Origin of the sequence: Acinetobacter sp. XS-4 (genome assembly GCF_023920705.1) — a bacterium.
Lineage (GTDB): Bacteria > Pseudomonadota > Gammaproteobacteria > Pseudomonadales > Moraxellaceae > Acinetobacter.
Genome location: NZ_CP094657.1, coordinates 1,946,841 through 1,972,920 on the forward strand (window position 1 = coordinate 1,946,841; position 26,080 = coordinate 1,972,920).

The window sequence follows — 26,080 nt, forward strand, 5'->3', positions numbered from 1 at the left end:
TCGGGTGCTTTTTTATGATTGGCCCAATGATGGATTGGACAACGAACAACTACCGCTTTCTAGCGGTTTTTCTATTTCTGGAGAAATAAATGGAACCAGTTTCCACTAGTGGTGTAACAGCAATTTTAAAATTTTATGGTGCAGCAATTATGGTGACTTTAGCTGTCGCTTTAGTTGCAGCAGTAGTATTGATGACACGTATGCCGCGTTCACCTCAAGAATGGGCCGTTGGGCTCATTTGCACAGTCGTATCAAGTTTAGCAGGTGGCTCATTCATTATTGTGAAGTGGGGGCTTCATGAATGGGTTACTGATTTGTGGGGAATGATTGCTTTAGGGGGCTTCTTCTTCATATGCGGTATTCCTGGTTGGGCTCTGGTTCGTTGGATCTTTAACTTTATTGATAAACAAGAAGGCAAGACAATTGTCGAAGTAATTAAAGAAGTTAAAAAAGCCAAAGATGATATTCAAAATAGTTAACCGCCTTCGAGCGGTATTATTAAATAGCTTAATTATATTTCTGTCATCTGTCGGAATTAATCAAATGATTTAAAGACTTGTTTATACTAAATGTTCAAAATAAAAATAGGATAACGCCGTGAAAAAGATAATTTTAGCAACTGTAATGGGTTTCAGTGGAGTAAGTAGTGCTTTTGCAGAGTGCTCCTATAGCTTTGATGCAACCTTACAGGATTTGAAAGCATTAGAAGCAGCAGTAGGTGGAAGTACATCAAATTACCGTTATATTGAGAAGGTTGCCAATGTAAATAGTACTAATCAATCTGGTTATGATCTTATAAATTATTACTCAAATAAAAATATTGATTTATATTTAGCTTCTAAAAAGTATGCTCAATTTAAAACCCAGTATCATCTTAAAACTCCAGATAATGTTATTTTAGTGGATAAACCTATTGTTACTTCTAATATCTTTGTCCAAGAATTTGTTTTTGATGTTAGTAATTTGCAAGTCAATCTTGGTACTACTTCGCAAATTTATAATTACGGTTTTTTAGTCACGGGTTCTTCTCAGAGCAAAATAGAATTAGCCTTAAATGTAATTTTTGTTAAAGCAAATAATTATTCAGGCGCGATAAATGGTAATTCTATTACTGTGTTGGGTGTAACTAATAAATCAGATGGTACAGGTTATCTAGCACCTTTAAGTGCCGCTAGCACAAATATTCCTGTACAAATACCAACTGATGGAAAGGTCAGAGTAGGCATTTATGTAAACCAAAATAGCAAACAAGTTGGTTATGTAATTAATGGTACTAACTATGGCTATCTAAATATTGTTATGGAAAACAAATTAAGTAATATCAGCTTTACTGGTGTAATTAATCAAAATCCATTTGCTAACTCTGCTTTAACTGGGAAAAGTGTAGGCCTTCAATTGATTACAGATAAATCTAAAATGCAGTTTACTTATCCTACTGGAGCCAAGGATATTTGTGGGGTAGCCTTGTAAAAAGCAAATTGAATTAACTAATTTTTCTCAATAGCCGCCTTCGGGCGGTTTTTATCTAAACTCAATTTATTACTTTTATGTTAAAAAGTGATTTCAATCACATTATTTATCCTAGAATCCTTAGTTTTACTGATTGAATTACGGTTTTTATGGGAAATTTAAGAATTTTGGGTGAAACGCTAGAGAATGCAGAAATATTAAAGGATGTTCAATATCATATTAAGGACAAGAGATTACCAATATCACTAAAAGATGATTTGAATAAACAGGTTATCGAGGTTGAAAAATATTTTGGTGAAACTGAGTTTGGAAAACTTGAGCTTAAGAAAAATAAGATCAATGTTTGGACAGGGATTCTTGCTGTTCCTGTATTGATTTACTGTGTTGCCTTATTCTTAAGTCGATACATACACAACTTTGGAATCAATATTGATGTGGATATGATGAACCATATGTTATTTGACAACATATTTAAGTATATATGGGTAGTCATTCTTTATGCTGCAGTATTCTTCGGATTGATTGGTTACTTTTATTTACTTAACAATAAAAGCAAACAATTAATTGAAAAGAATGTAGAAAGACTTCTTAGCTAAATAAATTTTGAAAAGCCTTAAACCTCGCATTAGCGAGGTTTTTTATTACCTAGAGGAAACTGAAATGAATATTGAACAATATCTTGAAGAACTCATCAAGCGTGAAGGTGGTTATGTAAATAACCCCGGAGATCGTGGCGGTGCAACTAAGTACGGCATTACTGAAGCAGTTGCTCGAGCAAACGGATTTAAAGGAAACATGAAGGACTTGCCGCTTGATATGGCTAAGTCTATTTATCGCAAAAACTATTGGACGGCTCCGCGTTTTGACCAGGTGAATGCCGTTTCTTCTGCAGTTGCTGAGGAGCTTTTAGATACTGGCGTAAATTGTGGTACCGGTTTTACGAAACCTCTTTTACAGCGTGCACTAAACTTATTGAATAACCAGAGTAAAGCAGGTTGGCCAGACCTTACGGTCGATGGAATTTATGGACCAGCTACTTTAAATGCTCTTAAAATCTATTTGGCCAAACGTGGTAAAGAAGGTGAGAAAGTCCTTGTGCAAGTTCTTAATATTATGCAAGGGCAACGTTACATCGAAATTTGTGAGCAAAATCCCACGCAAGAACAATTTTTCTATGGCTGGATCAGCAATCGTATCTCCTAAAATGAAAGTCTTTCATTGTAAACGCTAAAATATTGCTTCAGTCATCACATTGCTGTGCAACCTGAGAAAAGGAGGCGCAGCTCAAATAATTAATAGTATTTTTAGTATGAAATTCAAGCCATGACTTATAATTAATATTTATTGGTAAAACATAGCAAATTTTAAGAATTAAATGGTTTAAAACATATTTAATAATAATTATTTTTTTAGTATTGATTTGTAAGGTTTTTTTTAAATATCTGCTGAAAAATTTTTGAAGAATATTTTTAAGTTATTTAAAAGGATATTATAAATTTTAACTTTTAAAAAAATAGGTAACCAGTGAAAAAATTAATTCTTTTTTTTCTATTATTAGCTGCTAATCATACTTTCGCTGCAACAGTTAGTATTGACTTAACTAATGGTAATTTTATCAGAAATGATGCGTATAGTGTTGTTACTTCTACTCAAGAACAATGTACACAATTGGATAATTCGGGAATCGGAAGAACAGTTTGGGTTGAAGTAAATTTAAATGGTTACTCATATAAGGAATGTATACGGTATTATTCTGCTGGATTACTCGAAAACCAAACCAATAATAGAGCAATTGCGTATTTTTCTGGTGATGTAGCAGTTGTAGGAGACAACGAACTAACATTCTATACTAGCAAAAAACCACAGGACATGGTTAATAATGCTGTCACTGAGTCAACAGCGTTATATAATTTCCCATATATATTTGTAGCTCGTCCAGGAATTTATGGATCATCTGGTGTACATAATGGTGCTAGAAAACCATTAGAATCTCTATTAATGTCTGAAGCATTAAACAAAATTAAGCAAAGACATCAAATCCTTAACTATGTGTTAGTTGGACATAGTGGTGGTGGTCATATTGTATCTGCCTTATTATCAAAAAGGACTGATATATTATGCGCTGTCCCAAGTTCAGCCCCTTCATCACCAAAAATACTGGCTGAAGCATTGGGGAAGACACCTGACCCAAGACTATTTGAAGCTGTAGATGCGATAACTGCACTTACACCAAAGCACCCAGCGAATAGAGTATTTGTAGTAGGGGATTTAAATGACCGTATTGTGCCTTGGGTTTCTCAAAAGGTACTTCATGACAAGTTGATTCAATTATCTTGGACGTCAAATATCATAAATTTACAAGCAATTGACGGATCTCATCACGATGTGGCTGCAAAAGCTAAAAAGATTGCAGGGATGTGTGCAAGAGGGCTGTCTACTTCAAATATTTTAGATCAAAGTGCTGGTCTTTAATGTGACGGGATTAAAGAGGAATATTTTATCTTGCATATTTTGGTTAATATCCCTGAAACCATAAGACTTACTTTTTTCAATTAAAATAATAATGCAATTGTAGGTATCTGTGTAGAAAACTTCTGAGGGGCTTATATAAATCAGGAATTATTTGAATTGTAGGCCCTACACCTTGGTACTGGAATCTATGAACGTAATCCCACGCAAGAGCAATTCTTTTATGGTTGGATCGCTAATCGGGTTTTACTATGAAGTTTCTGGTTTTGCTGTGTATTCTGTTATCTGGTTGCACAGCTCACACTATAAACAACAATATTCATGTTGGAATATGTGTAAAAGCCCTCTGATGAGGGCTTTATTATTGAATGCATTTAAGTTTTTGAATAATGGCTAAAAAAACATTTGATTAACTTAATAATAAAACTTCTAGTTGTATACTTCATAGCGCTTAATTCTTAATATATGGATGCAAAATGAAATCGTTCTTGAAATCTATTATGACTGTTGTTTTGTTCGGTTCTTCGATGTCAGTAACAATGGCTGCTACCCTTGAAGAGCAGGTCAAAACACTATCTGAAAAGGGTTGGCAGATTGGTGTATCTATCTTGAATATGGACGATAAATTGATTTCTATCAATGGAGATAAACGCTTTCCGCTAGATAGTACTGTAAAAGCTCTTGCTTGTGCAAATGTGTTGGCGAAAGTTGATGCAAAAAAACTGACTTTAGATCATTCAAAAATGATTCAAGAAAAAGACCTCGTTACTTATTCGCCAATTGTCAAAGATTATGTGAATAAAAAACTAACAATCAAACAAGCGTGTGAAATCACAACTGCATACAGTGATAATACAGCAGCAAATTTTGCAATAAAAGTTGGAGGTGGACCTGTAGGCTTAACATCATTCATGCGTTCAATTGGTGATGAAGTTACAAGATCAGATAGATATGAACCAGATCTTGTCATTAATCCCGAAGGTGATATTCGAGATACAACTAGCCCTAATGCTATGAATGCTAGTATGAAAAAGTTATTAACGGGTAATGTACTGTCTGAAGCATCAAAACAACAACTAAAAGAATGGATGATAGGAAACAAAGTAGCTGACAATATGTTAAGGGCCGCTTTGCCTAAAGGATGGAAAATTGCAGATCGTACGGGTGCCAGTGATTATGGTGTTAGAGGTCTAACATCAATGGTATGGTCGGAAACTCACGCACCTGTATTTATCAGCATTTATGTGAGAAAGAGTGAAACTTCCTTAGATGAACGCTCAGAAGTTATTAAACTTTTAAGTGATCTTATTGTACAAGAGCATCTGAATAAATAAGGATGCAGATAGTTTGGAACTGATAGAAATCGTAAAAGCCCTCAAGTGAGGGCTTTAGTAATTTATTAGATGATCGAAAGAGTAGTTATCTAAAGTGCCTTCCTAATTTGTCTTATTTCTTATAAAAGTACTTTTAGTTGACAAATTTTAATTTTAGCAATAAAAGTTGGTTGACAGATCTAAAAAATAGCAATAAATTAAACCTAACCCAACATTTCACCATTTATTGCGGATAAATTTTTATGGAATGGCGTCATCCTTCTGATTTTGAACCACAGTTAACTGATGAGGTTATCAGTTTCTTCGCTCAACATATGTTGAATATCTATAGAGATATTCTCTATCTACTTAGCACTGAAGATGATTCAAATTATGGGCGTGGAACAAGTATTTTTGATCGTACCCATAATCGTTTTTTAAATTTGATCATGACAAAACAATGCCCAGTAGATGTTCATTTGGTAAATGGGTCTTTAAAGTTTATTTTCCAAATCGGAAGCGCGACAATCAGATTTTTAAAAGATGACTTCGAGAATCCAAAGAAAAAGAAATACTTTATGCAGCAATTGCAGAGTATGAGTTTATTTCCTCTTGATGATCAGCAGCCTCACTATTGGCGTTTTATCTTAAATGAACCAAAAACATTAGATGATGAACCATTGGTGATATTTGTAGGTTATAACTTGGCAAATGAGGTCGTGGCATATTGGGATTCTAGTAGCATTGCCGGCTTGAATCATATTCATTTAATTGAGCCTGAGACACCTAAACCAGTAGAATTAGGTTCACCATTAGTTGAAGATCCTGATATGGATAATGAAAAAGAAGATGACGATGATTCCGAAGCTGTAAACAACTAATTGTAAGATGAATAGCCATGAACACACAGTTTAATGGTTTGGAGCTAAAGCTTCTTAGACAATTCAATGAATTATCTTTAGAAGAATTAGGTGGCAAGCTAGACTATACACGTCAATATCTTCATAAAGTTGAAACTGGGCAAACTCAACCCAATGATCAATTTATTGATAAAATGGCGCATTTTTTTAATGTGCCACAGTCGTTTTTTATGCAACTAAAACCTGTTTTACAGGAAGAGCAGATTCATTTTAGAAGTAACCGCACAGCAAAAAATTCTTATAAACAGATCGTTATTGCTAGAGGAGAGTACATAAAGCGATTAACTGAATACTTGGATTCAAAGCTACGATTACCAAAATATGATATCCATAATTCAGATGATGAACCTGTTTCTCAAGATATGGTCATTGAGTCTATTGCTGAAAAATGTCGTGAAAAGTGGGGACTAGGATTAGGGCCGATAAGTAATATGGTTCGTCTTTGCGAATTACATGGCATTATCGTAACTACATTCCCTTCGGTATCAAATGAAGTAGATGCCTTATCATTAGCTACAAAGCGTCCGATTTTTGTACGCAATGAAGCAAAAGAAAGTATTTGCCGTCAGCGTTTCGATCTGGCTCATGAGCTTGGCCACCTTGTACTTCATGATGGTATTGTTACTGGAGACCGATTAACAGAATCTCAGGCCAATCATTTTGCTTCTGCTTTGCTAATTCCTCAAGTCATGATGCGTACGCACTTTCCGACTTGGTACAAAAATGGTCGTTATAACTGGACTAAGTTGAGTGAGTTTAAACAAACTTGGAAGGTAAGTAAGGCAGCCATTTTATATCGTGCTAAACAATTGGGTTTATTGACGCAAGAGCAATACACTAGTGGAGTGATCTACCTGAAGAAAACAGGTGAGGCAATTACGGAGAAAGAAGATCACTTAATTTCTAAGGAGAAGCCTGAACTCCTTCAAGCTTGCTTTGTTATGCTCGCAAAAAAGAAAATCTTTGCTGAAGATATTGCTACTGAATTGAATGTAAACGCAGATTTTCTTGAAAATTTAGTTGGATTAGATATTCCAAGAAGACCTAAGCTGAGAATTGTAGAAGAAAGTGCTTAAGGGCACTTTCTTTTATTTGTACAATATATTTTTATTTTTTTCCATTAATAGCTTTATTGTACTCATCATTAATTTTACTTTTTATTGCTTTGTAACCAGATAAGTCATGCTTTTCCTTATCATATAAATCTAAACCAAAATCAACTCTGAAACCATTATAAATAGTTCCAATAATATAAGCTAATTTTTCAAATTCTCCCAGTATATACTCACCAAACTCTTTTTGTTTATTGTATAGACTAGTTGCTTGTATTGTTAGGTTGGATTCTAATTGTGAATGTATTCTAAATAACCTTTTTAGGCTATTTTCTATACTAATTTCCTCCTTAGAGTTAGATGCATTGGATAGTTCTATTTGTAATTTTTTAATATCTTTAATAATTTCATTAAATTCAGCATTTAAATCACTTAGATGAATTTGTTGTTTTGTTAAAGGTAATTTGTTGATAATAATGTAATTAATCAAATTTCTAAAGTGTAAACTTAACTCTCCAACTTTTATAGATATTTCAATATCACTTATCAATTCTAGTTTTTTAAGCTTCTTTGTTAAACCTTTTTGAAATTCATTGAAAGAATCTAAGGATTCAGCTTGGGAGACACTCCCTAGAATAATTTCAAATTCAACTATCGAATCTACAGCATCTAAATATATTTCTTTTCTCAGATTAAATTTTCTTTCCCTATCTTTATCCATTAAATCAAAATTAATTTTTTTATCATTGTTTCTAGAGTTATAAAAATTTGTAATTAAAACACCTGTCAAAGTAGATATAGCACCCGCGATACCAACTACTGCTGTCCAATTGAGATTATAGAAATCCAAACCTTTTCCCTTTATATCTATTTTGTATTTAATATAATTTTAAGTTAGTTTTACATTTTTTCTAAAACTATAAAACTAACTTAAATATTTGTTTAAACTCTAACTAAAGTTAGTTTTCTTCAGTTTTTTTTGATGGGTGTACATAATGATCTTCAACAATCAACCAACCAAGACTTTTTTTACCATTATCTACAACGTCAATATGATTGTTGCCTTTATAAACCAGAACGTCTTTATTAAAAAACTTCAATGAATTCCAGAAAGAAGAGTTACTCAAAACTTCCAGAGATAGATGGATATCATCACGAAGACTTGAAAGTTCCTGTGTGTAATCCAAATCAAGTGTATTCAGCAATTTCCCATAAATGACACGCTTTTTACCATCTTTTAATGGGATTATTTTAACATCGGCTTGTGAGGTGTTATTTGTGGTTGTAGTTGCTAGAAAACTTTCCTCAAGACGAAAGACAGCCTCCGCAGTAATTGTTCGCCCATTATCAAATGCGGCTTTCTCAATTTTTTCTTTTAGTTCTACTGGAACACGAAGGTTCATCTGGGGATCATTACGCGCCATGTGAAATCCACTATCTAATATATATTAGATAGTATTGCATCACTGTGCTTTACATCAATAAATCACTGTGCTTTAATGTGATCACGGTGCTTCACAAGGAGTCAATAGAAAAATGGCACGTACAGATACACAGGTTGCAATTCGTATTCCACCTGAAATGCATAAGCGTTTGAAAGAGAGTGCGGTAAAAGAAGAGCGTTCAATGAATTATTTAATTAATAAGGCTGTTGAACAATTTCTTAAACAAGAGAATGTAAAAGCATGAAATTAATAGGCAACAAAAAAGCCCACAGTCTTGGCGGATGGGGCTTTGATGTAGTCATAACAGTGAGATATGAACTATGGCTAGTTTAGCATTAAGCTTTAACGATGTAAATTTTCAACCTATTAAACACAATCAGCAAATCTGGCTGACAGCAAGTGAGTTAGCAAAAGCACTTGGATATGCAAAAACAGATGCAGTAACTCAAATCTATGAGCGCAATAAGGATGAGTTTACCAGCGAGATGACAACGACCCTCAAAATGAGTGTCGTTAGAAAAACAGGTTCAGTAGAAATGGATAATAGGATTTTTAATTCGCGGGGATGTCACCTTATTACCTTCTTTGCACGCACATCCGTAGCAAAACAGTTCAGGAAATGGGTACTTGATGTTTTAGATAAAGAAGTTGGTGCTCCCGTTGCGAAAACTCACAAATCGGAACGTACCTCTTTACATGATGCACATGCTCTTCTTGTAGCTAAGACAAAACACCTCAGCTCAAGTGATGCATGGAAGTTAATTCATCAGCGGTTCAATATAGATCACATTGAGGAGATTCCGTACGACATGATTCCTGTAGCAGTTGAATATGTACACCACCTAATTGCTTTTATGAGCAATAAAAACGGTAATACAGGATTAGATACCAATGTTAGAGCCATGGCGATATACCTAGCTTGGTTAAGCGGGTGGTGGAGGCAATTTGGACCTGCTGTAAGAGGAATCAATCCACACATGGCCGCAGCAATCCATGACTATTTCAATGATGGTGGCTTTGTTGCTTGGTCATTCATTGAAAAAGATAAGAGAGCAGAGCTACATAAACGTATAGATACTCATCCTTGGCATTTACCACCAATGGATCGTTATCATTTGCTGAATAGAAATTAATGTTCAGTAGCGATGGCGGGAGTTGAACCCGCGTCTTTAAGAGCTCTCTAGGGAGGGCTTTTATACAATTATTAAATATTACGATTCAGATAACTTGAAATTGCAATTTTTTAAAAAAGTATTAATATCTTAGAAAAGGAGATGGCTATCCTCCTTCTACAAACCGCCATTATCGGCTGATGATACCTACGTTACCCTAAGCAGGGTACGTAGTTGCGTGCTCTGCTTTTTAAATCGGAGTCTTGCAATGAAGTATCTAATTTCAATGTATCCTGCTTTATTTGAATTTTCTCTATGTTCTTGGTAATAGGAGAAAGTTTATGTCTATTTTACTATTTCCTATTAACTCAAATATCTCCAATGAAACGAAATTTTGGGTTAATAAACTCTCATTCCATGATGTCTTTGAAAAATTCCCCTTTAACTTTGCATTAAAGAATTTTAAGGGAGTAAAGATATGAACGGATTTCTCATAACTTTTTATACTGAATTAAACCAACGTTATCATAATCAACCTATCCATGAGTGGTTGGTAAATCTAACCAAGGAGTTAGGGTTAAGAGGCGTCACGGTGTTGCATGGTTCAGAAGGAATTGATCACACAGGTAAACTGCATTCCATGCATTTTTTTGATGCTGTTGATCAACCTGTACAAATCCAGTTTGCATTAGATGAGGCAGAAACTACTCAACTATTTGACTATCTCAATAGTCAGAATATTTCAATTTTTTATGTAAAAACACCTATGCAGTTTGGTGTGGTCGGAAACCAATAAGGGGAATAATTATGAGCTTCAATAACATTCCAGCAGGTGTGAATCCTCCTGAAGATTTTTATAGCATTATCGAGATTCCCCAGAATATTGATCCAGTCAAATATGAAATGAATAAAGAATTTGATGCAATATTTATTGATCGATTCCTTACAACTTCTATGTTTTACCCTGCAAACTATGGGTATATCCCTAAGACTCTTAGTGAAGATGGAGACCCTTTAGATGTTTTAGTGCTTTCTCCATATCCTGTTGCCATAGGTTCTGTTATTAGAAGTAGGCCAGTAGGGGTTATGTACATGGAAGACGAGCACGGAATCGATGCAAAGATTATTGCCGTACCACATTCGAAACTTTCTAAACTTTATGAAAATATCTTGGATATTCATGATGTAGATAAATTGATTCTAGATCGAATTCAACATTTCTTTGAACATTATAAAGATCTAGAAGAGGGTAAGTGGGTGAGGCTTCAAGGATGGGGGAATGTGGAAAAAGCTCGAAATGAGATATTAAACTCAATTAATGCTTATTCGGATGAGCATTAAATATGAATAGGAGGCTACAGCCTCCTATTTTTTGTGTTGTTGGGCTTAGCTGAGAATTAAATATCCGATGAATAGAACATGTATTTTATTTAAAACATAGTGATAATGATTATCATTTAGTTTACTATTGTTGCGTTTTTGTTCTCCATGGAAAGTGGTATGTTAATTACACAACAAAAGAAACTAGTTAAAGCAATATCCTCAATTATGCTGTTGGCAAGTACTGGCACTCTCCTGCATGCAGAAGTTGTTTTGCCTACAATCAAATTAAAAGCTTCTGAACAGGATCAAAATGGTTATACCGTTAAGAAATCGGCTGCTGCTACAAAGTTGAATCTTTCCTTAAAGGAAACACCGCAGTCCGTTAGCGTAATCACAGCTGAACAAATTCAAGACCAGCAATTAAAAACATTAGGTGAAGTATTAGACCAGACACCAGGTATCTATCAACAACGATATGGGGCAACTGGTGCTGTGGGGAGTGGTGGGGAATATGCGAGTTACTATGCTCGAGGATCAAAAATAAATAATTTTCTTATTGATGGCGTAGTGTCTGCACCTGTTACAAGTGGACGTACAGGAATGTCATTAAGTACTTTAGATCCTGCGATATATGAAAATATAACAGTTGTTAAAGGGGCGACAGGGTTAAGCTCGGGTATTGGTAATCCAAGTGCCTCAATTAATTTGAGACGTAAACTAGCAGATTCAAATGTAGCTAAAGGAAATGTAAACGTTAGTACTTCAGCTTTTGATGATAAATGGGCTGGTTACCGTACTACTGTTGATGTGCAAAGTCCTTTAAATGATTCAGGGACGATCCGAGGAAGAACTGTACTATCTTATAATAATTACGATTCTTTTATGAATTGGGGAGACTCACAGTCTGCATTATTTTATAGCACGCTTGGTGCAGATTTAGGGGAAAATACTACATTAAATGTGGGGGCACTATTTCAACGTGCTAAATCAAACGGTTTAACCGTGCATGGTTTTACTAATTATAGTAATGGCGTAGCAAGTACACGTACTCGTGAAGATAATGCTGCTGCAAGATGGGCATACAGTGATGTAGATACATTAAATGCTTTTGTGGAATTAGAACATCGATTCAATAACGGATGGAAAATACAGGGTAATTATAATTATCTTACGCAAGATACCGATGCTGTATATGCTGTGGTTGGAAGTGCTGCTGCATCTTCTACTAGTCCTGGAACTGCAAACTATTTAAATAATACAGGTTCAGTCACAGCTGGTTATCAGGAATTAAAGCCTGAAATGCATGGCGTTGATCTTTCAGCAGTAGGACCATATCAATTGTTTGGACGCGAACATCAGTTGATGGTAGGTGCAAGTTATCAAAACGTACAATCTGATGACCCAAATTACGGCCGAAAATCAGGGACTCAGTGGGTTGATCTTGATACATGGAATGGGAATATTGAAGTTCCTGATGGCTTGTACACAAGTAATGGTACTCGTAATAAAACAGATATTAGCCAATATGGTTATTACATGGCCACACGATTTAATCCTCTTGATAAGCTAAATATTATTGTTGGGGCCAGAGGTCTAGGTTATGAGTTTAAGGACATTAGCGCGAATAATTTGACAGCTGATTACTCAAAAAATGCCGTAACGCCTTATGCGGGGATAACATATGACATTAATCCATTCGTTACAGCCTACGCGAGCTACACCAATATTTATATGCCTCAATCTTCTCGAGACATCAATTATAAAGTTTTAGATCCAATAGAAGGGATCAGTTATGAAGGTGGTCTAAAGTCTTCTTTTTATGATGACAAGCTAAATCTTACAGCAGCTTATTTTGAGTCAAAACTTGATAATGTTGCTCAAAAAGCGGGAACATTTAGTTCTGGTGATCATAAAGATGAAACATATTACACTGGGATAAGTGGAGCTAAAACACGTGGTTTTGAATTAGAGGCAAGTGGGGAAATTTTACCTGACTGGAATCTACATGCTGGCTATACGCAGGTGAAGACAAAAGCCCAAGGGAATAGAACTGGATTAGATATGCCAGAACAGCAATTTAAGCTCTATACAACATACCAACTACCAGTTTTAGAGCAACGTTTAAAAGTCGGTGGTGGTATTAGATGGCAAAGTGAGATTGTTGACTCTTCACTAACTGGAGCAGCTTATGATGCCAATAAGCAAGGATCATTTACTGTCGTTGATTTAATGGCAAAGTATCAAGCTACAAAAGATATAAGTCTTGGTTTAAATGTTAATAATTTAACTGATGAAGAATACCGTGTGAATGTATCTAACAATACCTATGGTGATCCTCGAACGTATATCGCTTCTATGACTTACAGTTTCTAAAAGTACAGCTGGTTTTGAATTGATAGGGGCTTTCATATAGGCCCTTATCAAGTTTTATAAAGGTAGTTAGTTGAGGGACATCATGGAAGAATTTCGAGTTAAAGTTAAAGTTAAAGATGAAAGGGGAATAGAGCTTTATGTTAATGCATATATCTATAAGTGGATTGCGAAAAAGATATCTGCACCACTAAAGAGATTAAATTATATTGAATATATTGTGATTGGAGATGAACGTATATTACCGAATGAACGCTATGTATTTCTGAGTATGCTGACTGGGAAAACCTATAGAGTAGAAAATATAATCTAACTTGATTTTGAGTGTGGCTATCACAAATCATCAGAATAACTACCACATTACTTATAAAAAGAAGAGGGTAGCCATAGTTCGAATAAATATCTTAATCAAAAGTAGATTTGAATAGATCTAGTCAGTGAGCTGAGTATTTATCTATAAGTTTCTAATTTCCCATTATAACAATTTTATCTATCTTACTTTAAAGGAATGTAAAGTTTACTTTACATTTTGATGCTGGTGGGGTACCTTGTGTAAAGTTTACTTTACATGAGAGATGTATGAAAAAATATAAATATTTGATAGAACTTGGTTCTGCACTAATACTTTATCTTGTAGTACTAGTATTTTCTTTGAGGTATTTAAAGAAAGATAATCTTGACAATACAGTACAAATTTTTATTACAGTATTACCAGTAATTCCATGTTTATTAGTAGTTTGGAGTGTTTTGAGACAGATCTCTAGATTAGATGAGTTGCAGAAACATATTCAATTATTTGCACTTGCATTTGCTTTTACTGGAACAGCACTGTTAACTTTTAGTTATGGATTTTTAGAAAATATCGGATTCCCAAGTTTTTCAATGTTTATTGTATGGCCAATAATGGCATTTCTATGGGGGATTGGTGTTGTGGTAGGGTGTTTACGATATAGATGAAAAATATTGTACCTGAATTACGTGGTAAGCATAACTTATCACAGCAGCAATTAGCTGAGTTGCTTGGGGTATCGCGCCAGACAATTCTTGCTATAGAAAAAGGGCGCTATAATCCAAGCTTGGAATTAGCATTTAAGATCTCGAAGGTTTTTGATCTAGCAATCGAAGTAATTTTTCAATACGACGAGAACGAGTAAAACTGTAGATATACAATGATTTTGTCGCTTGGTTATTCATTGAGAAAGATAAGAGGGCTGAGCTACACAAACGTATAGATACTCATCCTTGGCATTTACCACCAATGGACCGTTATCATTTGCTAAATAGAAACTAATATTTCGGTGGAGATGGCGGGAGTTGAACCCGCGTCTTTAAAAGCTCTCTTCGGAGGGCTTTTTTATGTATGAGCATATAAAAACTAGAAAATTAATATTTTTATGTTTTTGTAATCCTTATCAAACACCAGTACAAAAATGACTCCAATAGATGTAATGTCTAGATGGTTATTTACATGAAAATTACAACATCTTAAAAAAGAAATCTTTAAAGAAAGCTTCAAAATAGATGTTGTCACTTATGTAAGTAAAATGATTATTAGATTTAACTGTTTTGCAGGAATTTTGCATTTATTTTGCAGGACATCGAAATAAATCTAATAAACTTAAAATTAATCAAATAGATATGGAATTTCTAAAATATTTATTCTTTATGGAGAAAATATAGCTATTACTTACCAAATCAAAAAATGGATATGTTATAGAAAAGGATGGGATTGGTAATAAGAATAAGCTCAAAAGCAGTGTTTAGCCGAACTTCTTAAAATTCGATGGATTTCGTTAAATAGGTAGACGATGACCGCACTTTTAGAAAAGGATTTCAGCCCGTCTGAGTTCACCTTGTTTTCTGAAATATTATGGAAACTTGGCTCAGGAAAAGGGCAATATAATTTACGTGAAAATATCATTGCAGATATTGCCATCTTGTTGCGGGCTGATTTTGCCGCATCTTATATTTGGGATTCAACACATAACTTATCGAAAGAAGGTGTGATATGGAAAATCGATCCCAAAGCGATGCTGGACTATGAGTGTATTTGGCAATTTGATGACCCCATTACTGCACAGCTTCATAAACTCCAGAAACCGACATTTGTAAACGAAGTCATGCCTCTCGCAGACCTGGAAAAAACAGGCTATTACAATGAGTTTTTAAAAACCTATGGTTTGTATCACGGTATAAATATTTATTTTGTCCGAAATGGTATAGATATTGGTGATTTACGCATTTGGCGTGCGCAAGACGCTGACATGTTTGGTGAACGTGAAAAAAGAATATTAAATCTGCTTGAACCTTATTTTACCCAAGCCTTACCAGCAGATTTATCAACACAATATGGGCTGACTCCACGTGAACAAGAAGTGGTTCATTTGGTCTCTAAAGGTTTAAGTGATAAAGAGGTGGCAAGTTTACTTGGTATTGGTTTTACCACATTAAGAACCCATCTGAATAATTCTATGAGAAAAATAGGCTGCAATAATCGCACTGAAATGGCTTTACTCATTCAACATTAAAGCAAAGCAATCCTCAATTTTGAGGATACGAATTATCAAGCAATTTGTACTAAGTTCTTAAGATCACAACTTAAATGGATTTTAAGTCACCATGTCAAATGCAGTTGAAAAAAAGAATTGGATTGAATTACAGGGTTTAGCAAATGCTTCAGTAGATGTCATCACTCAACTGATTCATGAGAGAGAAGTATCTTGTGAAGAACTCGTGCATCACTACTTTGCCGCTATTGAAAAACAAGAGTCTTTAAATGCATTTATTAGCACAGATAAAGCTTCAGCAATTCAACAATCTCAATATTGGGATGAATATTTACTTAGTGGAAAACCATGTCCAGCTTTAATGGGCATTTTAATTGCAATTAAAGATAATATTCATGTTGCTAGTTTCTCAAATAGTGCAGGTACACCAGCTTTAGCTGATTTTAAGCCTAAAAGCTCCGCACCGATTATTCAAAAGCTCATTGACCACGGCGCGATTATTGTAGGTAAAGCCAATATGCATGAATTGGCCTTTGGGGTAACTGGTTATAATACTGCCATGCACATTGAAGGCGTTGTCGGTACACGAAATGCCGTAAACCCATTACACATTGCTGGCGGGTCTTCTTCAGGCAGCGCTGTGGCTGTTGCCGCTGGAATGGTTCCGATTGCGATTGGTACAGATACGGGTGCTTCTATTCGTTTGCCAAGTGCATTAAATGGTTGTGTTGGCTTTCGTCCAACGGTAGGAAGATACTCACAAGACAGTATTACCCCAATTTCACATACGCGGGATACGGCTGGCCCGATTGCACACACAGTATCTGACATTATTTTAATTGATCAGCTTATTACTCAAGAGCCAAAGAAAGAACCATTACAGCCTCATCAAATTAGGCTTGGCATCAATCCATATTTTTGGAATCATTTAGATGAAGATGTTCGTGAGCAGGCTCATATTGCGCTTGAGCTTTTAAAAGAGGCAGGAGTCGAAATTATTAATGTCGATATGCCAAATTTAGAACAACTCAATCATGCGATTTCATTTCCAGTGGTCGTCTATGAAGGCAAATATGACCTTATTCAATATTTGAAAGATCATCATGTAAATTTGACCATTGAGACTGTAGTTGATCAGATCTCAAGCCCAGATGTACAGGCAATTTTTAAACAGAATATTCTTCCCCAATTAATTCAAGATCAGATGGGGCAACTTGTTCCTGTTTTACCTTTCTATCAAAAAGCCATCAGTGAAGCTCGTCCCCAATTGCTTGAACTCTACCAAAACACATTTAAAGCGCATAACTTACATGCTTTATTACTCCCGACATCACCGATTGTTGCACCGCTGGCAAATGAACAAGTCAATTCAATTGAAAATTTCCAGACACTAATTCGAAATACGGACCCCGGAAGTAATATTGGATTACCAGGGCTGAGTTTACCCATTGGAAAGGGAGCGAAATCGAAACTACCCGTTGGATTAGAAATTGATGGTTTACTTGGTCAAGATAGTGAAATACTTGCGATTGGGATGACTTTAGAAGAAATATTTAAGGTTTTAAATAAGTAAAAAATAAACCGATAATTCTGTATTTTTTAAATAAAAAAGAGTTAAAAGTAACTCTTTTTTAGATTAATTTTATTTTTGAATATTGCTTGGTTTCTTAAAAATAAGTTGGATTTGGTCTGAAAATTTTTATGTTATTTAACTTAATATAATTAATTATAAATATATTGAAAATACATCTTTAATAAGCTGTTATTTGCTATTCTTAATAAACCCACATATTTATACTTTATGCTTCTATAAATATTAATAAAATTCTTGAAGAATTTCTTTAAATTACATATTAACCTAATTAAATCCACACAAGTTATACAAAGTAAAAGCTAATTTTTAATATTAATGCAATAAATAATTCTATCAATTAATCACTTTTATATAAATAATTATATTTGTAATTTGTTGATTTTATTTATTTAAATTAATTTTTAAAGAAAGTTTTTATAATTAAATTTTTTAAAAAATATAAAATCACATAATTTTTAAACATATTTTTTATAGTATGCAGTGTATTGGCTTAAATATAAAAAATATATGTCAAAACGGTCAATGATATTTAATAGATTTAAGAATAATAATTTGCACCAAATTTTACGCTGTCACGATTCATTGAATAAACCAAGTGAAAAGTTACGTAAAAAAGACGCTAATAGTTTATTGGTGTAAATAAAAAATCGAATATTACAAATAAACGGAATGAATATGGATAACGTAGCTCAGCTAGAAACTGATACTAATTTCCAAAGTCGAAAAAAGATAACTTGGGGTGTTTTTAGTGTCCTGTTGTTATTTTTAGTCGCAGGCATCATATATTATTTTTTTGTATACCGATTTTATCAATCTACTGATAATGCTTATGTGCAAGCAGATGTTACTTGGGTGATGCCAAAGATTTCAGGCGAAGTGATTGAGTTATTAATTAACGATAATCAGTTTGTAAAAAAAGGGGAAACCTTAGCTGTATTAGATCACCGCGATTATCAAGCTCGTTATGATCAGGCTAGTTCTGTCGTGAGCTTAAAAGAAGCAGCGCTTGGTGTACAACAGCAAAATGAAAAGTCTGCCAAGTCTTCCATTACTGAAGCAAATAGTGGCGTTGTTGCGGCACAAGCAGACTTATCTCGCTTAAGAAAAGATTTTGAACGTTATCAAGATTTATTAAAAGATGGGGTAATTACTCGTCAAAACTTTGAAGGGGTTCAATCTCAATATTTAACGGCTCAGGCACAGCTAAGCAAGGCACAAGCCGCCGTAAATTCAGCAGAAGCTCAGTTGGGTAGTTTACAGGCCAGTAGAGCGCAACTTTTGGCAGATATTCAAAGTGCCAATGCAAACTTAAACCTTTATCAAATTGATTTGGCTTCATCAAAAGTGGTGAGCCCAGTCGCAGGGAAAATAGGAAGCCTTGCAATCCAGAAAGGATCACGTGTTTCTCCGCAAACTCGCTTAATGGCGATCATTCCTGAAAATAGTTTGTATGTACAAGCGAACTTCAAAGAAACCCAAATTGAAAAAATGCATATTGGTCAGAAAGTTAAATTAAAACTTGATGCTTACCCAAGCCTGACTTACAGCGGAAAAATTGAAAGCTTTTCACCAGCATCAGGCGCAACTTTCTCACTCATGCCACCAGACAATGCCACAGGAAACTTTAACAAAGTTGTTCAGCGTATTCCTGTACGTATTGCCATAGATTCAAGCCCACATATTGATTTGATAAAACCTGGTATGTCGGTCAGTGCCACCGTTGACCTAAGAACTTAATAATAAAATTTTAGGTAATAAGACATGAATAAGCACGTTGACGCCGAGTGGATGTTTCCCGCAAAGACGGCATGGGCAATTTTTGCGGCCATGATTTTTGGCAACTTTATGGCGATTCTTGATATTCAGATTGTGGCAAGTTCTTTAAACGAAGTTCAAGCTGGAATGAGTGCAAGTCGTTACGAAGTCACTTGGGTGCAAACGGTTTATTTAATTGCCGAGATTATTGCAATTCCAATGTCGAGTATTGTCTCGCGGGTGCTTTCAACACGGGTGTATTACACCATCTGTGCAATTGGTTTTACGGTCAGTTCTTTACTTTGTGCCTTGGCATGGAACTTGGAAAGTTTATTGGTTTTTCGTGGCATTCAAGGTTTTATGGGCGGCGGAATGATTCCAACTTCCATGACCGCGTTGTATCTACTTTTCCCTGAAGCAAAACGCTCATTGCCTTTAGTCATGTTTGGAATGATCAGTACTTTGGGGCCGGCGATTGGCCCAACCATTGGCGGCTGGTTAACCAATAACTTCTCATGGCACTGGATGTTCCTGATTAATATTATTCCGGGCATTATCATTGCGACCGTCATCTACTCGGGTCCAAATATCGACCGCGCGAACTATTCACTCATCAAAAGTATGGACTGGTTCAGCCTGATTGGTATGGCGATGTTTTTGGGTGGGCTGGAATATTTCCTTGATGAAGGCGCACGGCATGATTGGCTTGCAGACACAGGCGTTCGTATTGCTTTCATGATCTGCGTTGTGGGCGGAATGATTTTCTTCTCTAGAAGTTTTACCCAGCCTAAACCTTTGCTCGATTTATCCGTGTTTAAAAATAAAAACTTTACCTTAAGTGCCATCACAACTTTTGTGATTGGTATGGCGCTCTATGGCTTGGGTTACATGATTCCAGTGTTTCTTGGGCAAGTCCGTGAAATGAACAGTAGCCAAATTGGTCACGTCATGATGGTGACAGGCATTGTCATGTTCTGCTTTGCGCCATTTCTTGCATGGCTTATTCCCAATTTTGATACCCGAAAAACCGTATTTGTCGGAATGGTTCTGGCTGGCTTTGGTGTCTGGCTCAATTCACATTTGAGCATTCATAGTGATTATGACTTTATGTTTTGGCCGCAAATTTATCGTGGTATTGGTCTCATGATCTGCCTGATTGTGGTTTCGCATTTAGCCATGAGCACTTTGCCACTCAGCAAAGTAGCCGATGCCAGTGGTATTTATAACTTGATGCGTAATATTGGCGGCGCGGTTGGATTAGCACTGATTAACTCATCCTTAGATTGGCTGACTGCGCTACATGTCACCCAGATTAATCAGTCGATGACACCGCAAAACTGGATTTTTACAGAAAGACTCGATCAACTCACGGCGCAATATCAAGAAGTTGGCTCAAATGCCCAGCAAATCGCACTCAGTGTGATTTATCGCGATATTCATTTTCAGGCACTGACATCGAGTTTTAATGACCTATTACGCATGCTCGCAATCATCATGTTTGTGACCGCATTTTTAACCATCTTTATGGATCGGGGGAAGAAAATGAACATGTAGCGATTTAGAAATAAAGAGCAGCTTTTAAAGAATGAAAAACAATAGGGCATATCAAAACGTATCCCTTCATAGAAAAAGAACATTGAGATGAGTTTTCTAAAATCGGTTGATGAGATCGGGGAACTCGCAAATTAGAGGTGGAAGGTTAAAGGATTATGATTAATACAACGTATAAACTAATTTCAAAATTGAACCTGAAAAACACGACTTATGGTCAATATTTTGAAAAAGAGCAAATCGATACTGAGCGATTAAAAGTGATGTATTCCATTTACGAACAGTATTATGAAAATACGAGATTTTCTATTTTCGTAGATGATTTTCAAAATAAAAGCGGTGCAATCTTAATTTTTGATTCACAAACAAATGAGATTGTAGGCTTCTCTACCGTTGTGGTGCAGCATTTCTACTTAAATGGTAAGGACTACACCGTATTATTTAGCGGTGATACGGTCATTTTGAAGAAATTTTGGGGTACACGTAGTCTACAAAGTACCATGCTCAAACTCATGATCAAGTTAAGAGTGAAATATCCATTTAACGAACTCTATTGGCTCCTGATTTCTAAAGGCTATAAAACTTACCTGCTACTTGCCAATAACTACTATGTGTATTACCCAAATATTAAAGATGAAAACCAGCATCTCTCGGAAGTCGTCGAACACTATTGTGAGAAATTCTTTGGCGAATATTATGACAAAGATGCGGGGCTCTTAAATTTTGGAGATGACTATCAACCATTAAAAGGTGAAGTCGCACCCATTACTGCCGAAATGAGAGAAAAAAACCCAAATATTCATTTCTTTGAGCAGTTGAATCCGACATGGAAAGCAGGCACAGAACTACCGTGTATTGGTCGATTAGGCTGGAAAGATATTGCTCGGTTCCCAGTGAAGCTCATCACTAAGCCTACAAGTAAGGGAAAATTTGAAGCCTGTGTAACGTCTAAAGCAAAACGTAGAGAGGCCATCCAATGAAATCTAATGAATGGCTGACGCTTGGCTCACATTTAATTTTAAAAAAATGGTGTGATGCATCTGACCGTAATTTTCAAAAACAGTTTAATGCTTTAGAAGCGACACAACGACAAATCTTGCATTCGATTTTACAGACCTCGACGTTTGCTAAAGATAAAAAAGTTCAAAACTATGATCAGTTTGTAAAATCATTTCCTGCGACACGTTATGGCGCATGGCGAGAAGATATTCAGCGTTATCGTGAACAAAAGCTGTCACTGTCTAGCAGTAAGCTAGTCCGTTTCCAACCGACCAGTGGTTCGAGTGAGCAAATCAAGTTTATTCCATATACCAAGCTGTTTTTAGATGAGCTTGATCATGCGATTGCGCCGTGGATGGCGAGTTTATACCGTAAATGCCCACAGCTCAGTTCAGGCACACATTATTGGTCGGTGTCGTGGTTACCTGAAAGCCAGCGTGAAGTTTTAAAAGACAAAAACCTAAATGATGATAGTGCACTACTCGGTGTCGGTAAGCGAATTTTGTCGAAGTTTACTCAAGCGGTTCCAAGTAATGTTGCCTTTGCTGCCAATGCCGATGACGCACTGTTTGCCACCCTTTGCTATTTGGTCGCGAACCGTAACTTAGCCATGATTTCGGTGTGGAGTCCAACTTTTGCGCTGCAATTGCTCGAACGTTTAGAGTTGCTACAACAAGATGTGATTGAAGTTTTACAAAGTGGTTTATGGGGTAACCGTCAGGCTTCATTAAAAGAAGTCACTGCGCCGCATAGCCCTGAAAGTGCTCAAGCCTTAATTGCAAGTTCAAACGGTACACAGATTGACTTTAAAAAGCTCTGGTCAAAGTTAAGTTTAGTGTCGAGTTGGGATACCGCAGGTTCAAAAGCTTGGGCCGAAAAATTACAAGAGAAGTTACCCAGTGTTCAGTTTGAAGGAAAAGGTCTATGGGCGACTGAAGGTGTCGTCACCATTCCCTATAACGACCAATATCCACTGGCGTATCAAAGTCACTTCTACGAATTTGAATATTTAGAAGGTGATAAACAAGGACAAATCATTCCGTCGTGGCAGCTTAAACAAGGCGATGTGGTGAGCCCGCTGATTACCTCGGGTAATGGCTTGCTTCGTTACTGTCTGGATGATTGCTTACGGGTAACAGGTTTTATAGAGCAAATTCCGTGTTTTGAGTTCCAAGGTCGCCGTTTTGGGGTCGATCTGGTCGGTGAAAAACTCGCACCTGAAACTGCTCAGCAATTATTGTCGCAGTTAAATGAAACGGAATCTAAAGCGATTTCTTTACTCGCGATTGATACCCAGCAATACGTTAAACCATTTTATTGCGTGCTTTTTGAAGGTGAAATTCATCACAGCATTAGCAATGAATATATCGACAGTATTTTGCGTCAAAACTTCCATTACGAACTTGCTCGAAACTTAGGACAGCTTGATCAACCTCAAATTCGCCAAGCCAATAATGGTTGGAATGCCTACAAAAAATTGGTCATGTTTGATGGCATTATCGAAGGCAATATCAAACCTGAGCCACTCAAGAAAGTCACCCTGAATAGTTTGGAACAACTATGAAAGGGATGAAGCCATTTAATACTCGGTTTTTAACACTTCGACACGCCTTGTATCTGGGCGTGTTGGTTGTGTCGAACACACACGCTATGACTTTAGATGAGGCTTTGTCAGCCAGTTTAAGACATGAAAGTCAGCTTGAGGTCAGCCGTTTAAGCGTGAACCAGTCCACCGCAATGCTTGAGCAAGCTAAACAGCGTGATGGACTCAAAGTCAATTTAGTTGGGCAACTGGACTATGAAAGAATAGATACGCCTTCACACGTTCTATTTCCAACCGAAGGAAACCGTAAAGGCCGAAGTTTGCAATTACAGGCTGATTATCCGATTTATACGTCTGGACGACACCGTTTAGGAATAGATGTTGCCGAAAGCCAGCTTTCTGCACAAAACCAAGGTTTGTCAGATCAAAGATCGGAAACTATCTTAAATACCGTGATGGTCTATACCGATGTATTAAAGAAGAAAGCTATTTTAGAACTCAGACAAAAGACCATGGCAAATCTGCAACGATCTTTATATGAGTCAAAGCGCCGTTTTGACGTGGGGATGATTACCCGTGCAGACTTAGCCCAAGTTTTGGCGCAAGTCGCACAAGGCCAAGCCGATATTACACAGGCCCAATCTAACCTAACCGTAAGCGAAGCGCAGTTTTATCAAGTGACAGGTGAAACGCCTGAAAACCTTGCTGCCATTAAGCAACTACCCGCTATTCCGGCTAACTTAGATGAGATTTTGGCTCAAACCAAAAACCATCCAGCTTTAATGCGTAGCAAATACGAAAAGCAGGCTGCAGAGAAACAATACGCTTTAACTAAACGTGAACTCTGGCCTACGGTCATGCTCACCAGCCGTGCCGGAAAGCAAGATGAAGCAAGCTATATTGGTTCGGAAAGTAATAACTATATGGTTGGGGTACAGCTTAATGTACCGCTCTATGACGATGGTTTAAATCGCGCCAATGTTAAAAAAGCACAGGCCGATATAGATTTGGCTAACCAAAAAACGCGAAGTCTTGAACTGGATTTAAATAAGCGTACACGCACGACCTATGCACAGCTTCAAACCATTCGACAAAATAAAGAAGCACTGGCAAATGCCATTGAGGCTGCGTCTATTGCCTTTGTCTACACACGTAAAGAGTTTGATGTTGGCACCAAAACCACGTTTGATTTGCTCAATACCGAGCAAAAGTTACTCGATGCAGAAACTCAGAAAACCGTGAATGACCAAGACGAAGTGGTGTTTGTCTATCAGCTACTCGACCAAATGGGGCGTTTAAATAACGTAGTTCCCCATACAGACCGTACAACAGGTGAATAATGAATAAAACAAATCCACCACTTGCTGATAATAGCCTGATTACCCGAGAAGCAACTTTGGCAGATGATCAGGCTTTAAGAAATTTAGTCGCCGTACCGATGACCACCAAAGGCATACAAATTAGCTTTCAGCGCGAACCGAGTTATTTTAAAGCGTCCGACATTGTCTATCGACATAAATTACATGTGTTGATTGAAGACACCGAGAGTCAGAAAAATGTTGCTTGTTATAGCAACGGTTACCGCCCATGTTATGTCGATCGGAACGTTCAAAACTTAAGGTACGCGGGTGATTTACGGGTAGATCATAGCTATCGAGGTAAATCACTGGTGAAGGTTTTAGCAAAGCATGTAAAACAAACCATGCATGAACCGAACTATAGCCAAATGATTATTTTTGATGATAACCATGCGGCACGCGCTGCCATCCAAACAGGCAAAACGGGAATGCCTGATTATTATGACGAAGGGCTTATCGAAACATTAAGCCTCACCGACACTGGTGCAAAACGAAAAGTCACGGCTTTTTTAAAGCAGACTTCTCAGCAAAGTGACATACAAGAGATTCGTACATGTGTTGCTAAAGCTCAGCATGTGCCAGTCATGAATCAATTTATTGCCAACATGGCAGAGTTTTATAACTTTATTCCTGCCTATAACTTTGAAGAACTTGCCGAAGGACATCAGTATTTTTCAGGAATAAAACTCTCAGACTTTTCACTTTACTTTAAGGGTGAAAAGCTGGTGGGCATGTTTGGTTTATGGGATCAGCATAGTATTAAGCAAACCAAAATCTTGCATTACAGTTCAGTCATTGGAATTTTTAGACCCGTTTATAACTTGTTGACTCCGCTAACCAAAGGGATGCGTTTGCCTAAACTGGGTGACTCTATTCAGTATCATGTGCTACATACGCTTATGTGCCATCCACAAGATTTGGCTTTGCATCATAAAATGCTCGAAGATGCCTATAACAAGTCAAAACAGCAGGGTGTTGGTGTGGTGAGTTTTACGCTTTCACATAAAGACCCGCGCTATCAGCTAAACCAGTTTTATAAAGGCGAACGCTTAACAGGAATGCATGGTTTTATTAGTTATGAAGGCGACCCACGACCACATTTTGATAAAAACTTGATTCCATACTTAGAGGTTGGACGTATTTAATTTAAAGCTTGAATTGATACTTTGAATGAAGCCCACGAATGTGGGTTTTGTCATTTTGAATACGAGCGCTGAAGTTGAAGATCAGTTTATAAAAGAAAACTTAGCAATAATTTATAATATAATTGTTTAATTTTTAATGGAAAAGTATTTTAAT

General features: G+C 36.4%; 24 protein-coding genes, 2 pseudogenes and 1 riboswitch. Of the genes and pseudogenes, 24 read left to right on the forward strand and 2 right to left on the reverse strand.

Annotated features, from left to right (window positions below):
• Positions 1-89 precede the first annotated feature (89 nt).
• The 8 genes and pseudogenes from MMY79_RS09110 to MMY79_RS09145 all read left to right on the forward strand — a co-directional run bounded on the left by MMY79_RS09110 (position 90) and on the right by MMY79_RS09145 (position 7,248).
• A complete protein-coding gene (locus MMY79_RS09110) occupies positions 90-479 on the forward strand; it encodes a hypothetical protein (RefSeq protein WP_252613212.1) in 390 nt (129 codons plus the stop codon).
• A gap of 118 nt (positions 480-597) precedes the next feature.
• Positions 598-1,470 carry a DUF4882 family protein gene (locus tag MMY79_RS09115; protein ID WP_252613215.1) on the forward strand — a complete coding sequence of 291 codons (873 nt, stop codon included), beginning with the start codon at positions 598-600 and terminating at the stop codon, positions 1,468-1,470.
• Positions 1,471-1,619: 149 nt separating this feature from the next.
• Complete coding sequence (locus MMY79_RS09120; protein WP_252613218.1) at positions 1,620-2,066, forward strand: DUF6097 family protein; 447 nt, start codon at positions 1,620-1,622, stop codon at positions 2,064-2,066.
• Between the two features lie 64 nt (positions 2,067-2,130).
• Positions 2,131-2,673: an N-acetylmuramidase gene (locus MMY79_RS09125; protein WP_252613221.1), complete on the forward strand. Its 543-nt coding sequence runs from the start codon at positions 2,131-2,133 to the stop codon at positions 2,671-2,673.
• Positions 2,674-3,339: 666 nt separating this feature from the next.
• Positions 3,340-3,909, forward strand: a pseudogene (locus tag MMY79_RS09130) (hypothetical protein); the annotation flags it as partial.
• Between the two features lie 506 nt (positions 3,910-4,415).
• Entirely contained in the window at positions 4,416-5,273 is an 858-nt protein-coding gene (gene bla, locus MMY79_RS09135) for a class A beta-lactamase (protein WP_252613224.1), read from the forward strand.
• A 242-nt stretch (positions 5,274-5,515) separates the two neighbouring features.
• A complete protein-coding gene (locus MMY79_RS09140; protein WP_252613226.1) occupies positions 5,516-6,133 on the forward strand; it encodes a hypothetical protein in 618 nt (205 codons plus the stop codon).
• A gap of 17 nt (positions 6,134-6,150) precedes the next feature.
• Positions 6,151-7,248 carry an XRE family transcriptional regulator gene (locus MMY79_RS09145; RefSeq protein WP_252613228.1) on the forward strand — a complete coding sequence of 366 codons (1,098 nt, stop codon included), beginning with the start codon at positions 6,151-6,153 and terminating at the stop codon, positions 7,246-7,248.
• Between the two features lie 31 nt (positions 7,249-7,279).
• On the opposite strand, the gene MMY79_RS09150 is transcribed toward MMY79_RS09145, so the two are convergent.
• Both MMY79_RS09150 and MMY79_RS09155 read right to left on the reverse strand, forming a co-directional pair.
• Entirely contained in the window at positions 7,280-8,074 is a 795-nt protein-coding gene (locus MMY79_RS09150) for a hypothetical protein (RefSeq protein ID WP_252613230.1), read from the reverse strand.
• Positions 8,075-8,183: 109 nt separating this feature from the next.
• Complete coding sequence (locus tag MMY79_RS09155) at positions 8,184-8,648, reverse strand: Arc family DNA-binding protein (protein WP_252613232.1); 465 nt, start codon at positions 8,646-8,648, stop codon at positions 8,184-8,186.
• A 112-nt stretch (positions 8,649-8,760) separates the two neighbouring features.
• Between MMY79_RS09155 and MMY79_RS09160 the strand changes: the two genes are divergently transcribed.
• The 16 genes and pseudogenes from MMY79_RS09160 (at position 8,761) to MMY79_RS09235 (ending at position 25,926) form a co-directional block, all read left to right on the forward strand.
• A complete protein-coding gene (locus MMY79_RS09160) occupies positions 8,761-8,913 on the forward strand; it encodes an Arc family DNA-binding protein (RefSeq protein WP_252613235.1) in 153 nt (50 codons plus the stop codon).
• 76 nt (positions 8,914-8,989) lie between these two features.
• Positions 8,990-9,802 carry a BRO family protein gene (locus tag MMY79_RS09165; RefSeq protein ID WP_252613237.1) on the forward strand — a complete coding sequence of 271 codons (813 nt, stop codon included), beginning with the start codon at positions 8,990-8,992 and terminating at the stop codon, positions 9,800-9,802.
• Positions 9,803-9,930: 128 nt separating this feature from the next.
• A riboswitch (Fluoride riboswitch) is annotated at positions 9,931-9,998 on the forward strand.
• A 261-nt stretch (positions 9,999-10,259) separates the two neighbouring features.
• Positions 10,260-10,577, forward strand: a complete 318-nt coding sequence (locus tag MMY79_RS09170) for a DUF190 domain-containing protein (protein WP_252613239.1) — start codon at positions 10,260-10,262, stop codon at positions 10,575-10,577.
• Positions 10,578-10,588: 11 nt separating this feature from the next.
• Positions 10,589-11,122: an inorganic diphosphatase gene (gene ppa / locus MMY79_RS09175; RefSeq protein WP_252613240.1), complete on the forward strand. Its 534-nt coding sequence runs from the start codon at positions 10,589-10,591 to the stop codon at positions 11,120-11,122.
• 159 nt (positions 11,123-11,281) lie between these two features.
• Positions 11,282-13,477 carry a TonB-dependent siderophore receptor gene (locus MMY79_RS09180; protein WP_252613241.1) on the forward strand — a complete coding sequence of 732 codons (2,196 nt, stop codon included), beginning with the start codon at positions 11,282-11,284 and terminating at the stop codon, positions 13,475-13,477.
• Positions 13,478-13,559: 82 nt separating this feature from the next.
• A complete protein-coding gene (locus MMY79_RS09185) occupies positions 13,560-13,787 on the forward strand; it encodes a hypothetical protein (protein WP_252613242.1) in 228 nt (75 codons plus the stop codon).
• Positions 13,788-14,053: 266 nt separating this feature from the next.
• Positions 14,054-14,431: a hypothetical protein gene (locus tag MMY79_RS09190; protein WP_252613243.1), complete on the forward strand. Its 378-nt coding sequence runs from the start codon at positions 14,054-14,056 to the stop codon at positions 14,429-14,431.
• On the forward strand, positions 14,428-14,628 hold the full coding sequence (locus tag MMY79_RS09195) for a helix-turn-helix transcriptional regulator (protein ID WP_057105506.1): 201 nt from the start codon (positions 14,428-14,430) through the stop codon (positions 14,626-14,628). Before MMY79_RS09190 ends, MMY79_RS09195 begins: the two co-directional genes overlap by 4 nt.
• Positions 14,629-15,282: 654 nt before the next feature.
• Complete coding sequence (locus tag MMY79_RS09200; protein ID WP_252613244.1) at positions 15,283-16,002, forward strand: helix-turn-helix transcriptional regulator; 720 nt, start codon at positions 15,283-15,285, stop codon at positions 16,000-16,002.
• A gap of 91 nt (positions 16,003-16,093) precedes the next feature.
• Complete coding sequence (gene iaaH / locus MMY79_RS09205) at positions 16,094-17,554, forward strand: indoleacetamide hydrolase (RefSeq protein WP_252613245.1); 1,461 nt, start codon at positions 16,094-16,096, stop codon at positions 17,552-17,554.
• 696 nt (positions 17,555-18,250) lie between these two features.
• Positions 18,251-19,312: an HlyD family secretion protein gene (locus MMY79_RS09210; RefSeq protein WP_252613246.1), complete on the forward strand. Its 1,062-nt coding sequence runs from the start codon at positions 18,251-18,253 to the stop codon at positions 19,310-19,312.
• 24 nt (positions 19,313-19,336) lie between these two features.
• Positions 19,337-20,884: a DHA2 family efflux MFS transporter permease subunit gene (locus MMY79_RS09215; protein WP_252613248.1), complete on the forward strand. Its 1,548-nt coding sequence runs from the start codon at positions 19,337-19,339 to the stop codon at positions 20,882-20,884.
• Between the two features lie 188 nt (positions 20,885-21,072).
• Complete coding sequence (locus MMY79_RS09220) at positions 21,073-21,861, forward strand: hypothetical protein (protein ID WP_252613489.1); 789 nt, start codon at positions 21,073-21,075, stop codon at positions 21,859-21,861.
• The gene (locus MMY79_RS09225) at positions 21,858-23,444 is read left to right on the forward strand and encodes a GH3 auxin-responsive promoter family protein (RefSeq protein ID WP_252613250.1); all 1,587 of its coding nucleotides are present in this window, start codon (positions 21,858-21,860) and stop codon (positions 23,442-23,444) included. The genes MMY79_RS09220 and MMY79_RS09225 overlap by 4 nt, the downstream gene beginning before the upstream one ends.
• Positions 23,441-24,770, forward strand: a pseudogene (locus MMY79_RS09230) (TolC family protein). The gene MMY79_RS09225 and the pseudogene MMY79_RS09230 overlap by 4 nt, the downstream one beginning before the upstream one ends.
• Complete coding sequence (locus MMY79_RS09235) at positions 24,763-25,926, forward strand: hypothetical protein (protein ID WP_252613252.1); 1,164 nt, start codon at positions 24,763-24,765, stop codon at positions 25,924-25,926. Before MMY79_RS09230 ends, MMY79_RS09235 begins: the two are co-directional and overlap by 8 nt.
• The last annotated feature ends 154 nt before the right edge of the window (positions 25,927-26,080 follow it).

Excerpts from the sequence above, each read along its gene's own strand:
- iaaH (WP_252613245.1), top strand. The coding sequence starts at position 16,094 with ATGTCAAATGCAGTTGAAAAAAAGAATTGGATTGAATTACAGGGTTTA.
- MMY79_RS09180 (WP_252613241.1), top strand. The coding sequence starts at position 11,282 with ATGTTAATTACACAACAAAAGAAACTAGTTAAAGCAATATCCTCAATT.
- MMY79_RS09155 (WP_252613232.1), bottom strand. The coding sequence starts at position 8,648 with ATGGCGCGTAATGATCCCCAGATGAACCTTCGTGTTCCAGTAGAACTA.
- MMY79_RS09120 (WP_252613218.1), top strand. The coding sequence starts at position 1,620 with ATGGGAAATTTAAGAATTTTGGGTGAAACGCTAGAGAATGCAGAAATA.
- MMY79_RS09185 (WP_252613242.1), top strand. The coding sequence starts at position 13,560 with ATGGAAGAATTTCGAGTTAAAGTTAAAGTTAAAGATGAAAGGGGAATA.
- MMY79_RS09215 (WP_252613248.1), top strand. The coding sequence starts at position 19,337 with ATGAATAAGCACGTTGACGCCGAGTGGATGTTTCCCGCAAAGACGGCA.
- MMY79_RS09200 (WP_252613244.1), top strand. The coding sequence starts at position 15,283 with ATGACCGCACTTTTAGAAAAGGATTTCAGCCCGTCTGAGTTCACCTTG.
- MMY79_RS09125 (WP_252613221.1), top strand. The coding sequence starts at position 2,131 with ATGAATATTGAACAATATCTTGAAGAACTCATCAAGCGTGAAGGTGGT.
- MMY79_RS09225 (WP_252613250.1), top strand. The coding sequence starts at position 21,858 with ATGAAATCTAATGAATGGCTGACGCTTGGCTCACATTTAATTTTAAAA.
- MMY79_RS09170 (WP_252613239.1), top strand. The coding sequence starts at position 10,260 with ATGAACGGATTTCTCATAACTTTTTATACTGAATTAAACCAACGTTAT.
- bla (WP_252613224.1), top strand. The coding sequence starts at position 4,416 with ATGAAATCGTTCTTGAAATCTATTATGACTGTTGTTTTGTTCGGTTCT.
- MMY79_RS09210 (WP_252613246.1), top strand. The coding sequence starts at position 18,251 with ATGGATAACGTAGCTCAGCTAGAAACTGATACTAATTTCCAAAGTCGA.
- MMY79_RS09145 (WP_252613228.1), top strand. The coding sequence starts at position 6,151 with ATGAACACACAGTTTAATGGTTTGGAGCTAAAGCTTCTTAGACAATTC.
- MMY79_RS09110 (WP_252613212.1), top strand. The coding sequence starts at position 90 with ATGGAACCAGTTTCCACTAGTGGTGTAACAGCAATTTTAAAATTTTAT.
- MMY79_RS09235 (WP_252613252.1), top strand. The coding sequence starts at position 24,763 with ATGAATAAAACAAATCCACCACTTGCTGATAATAGCCTGATTACCCGA.
- ppa (WP_252613240.1), top strand. The coding sequence starts at position 10,589 with ATGAGCTTCAATAACATTCCAGCAGGTGTGAATCCTCCTGAAGATTTT.
- MMY79_RS09190 (WP_252613243.1), top strand. The coding sequence starts at position 14,054 with ATGAAAAAATATAAATATTTGATAGAACTTGGTTCTGCACTAATACTT.
- MMY79_RS09165 (WP_252613237.1), top strand. The coding sequence starts at position 8,990 with ATGGCTAGTTTAGCATTAAGCTTTAACGATGTAAATTTTCAACCTATT.
- MMY79_RS09140 (WP_252613226.1), top strand. The coding sequence starts at position 5,516 with ATGGAATGGCGTCATCCTTCTGATTTTGAACCACAGTTAACTGATGAG.
- MMY79_RS09195 (WP_057105506.1), top strand. The coding sequence starts at position 14,428 with ATGAAAAATATTGTACCTGAATTACGTGGTAAGCATAACTTATCACAG.
- MMY79_RS09160 (WP_252613235.1), top strand. The coding sequence starts at position 8,761 with ATGGCACGTACAGATACACAGGTTGCAATTCGTATTCCACCTGAAATG.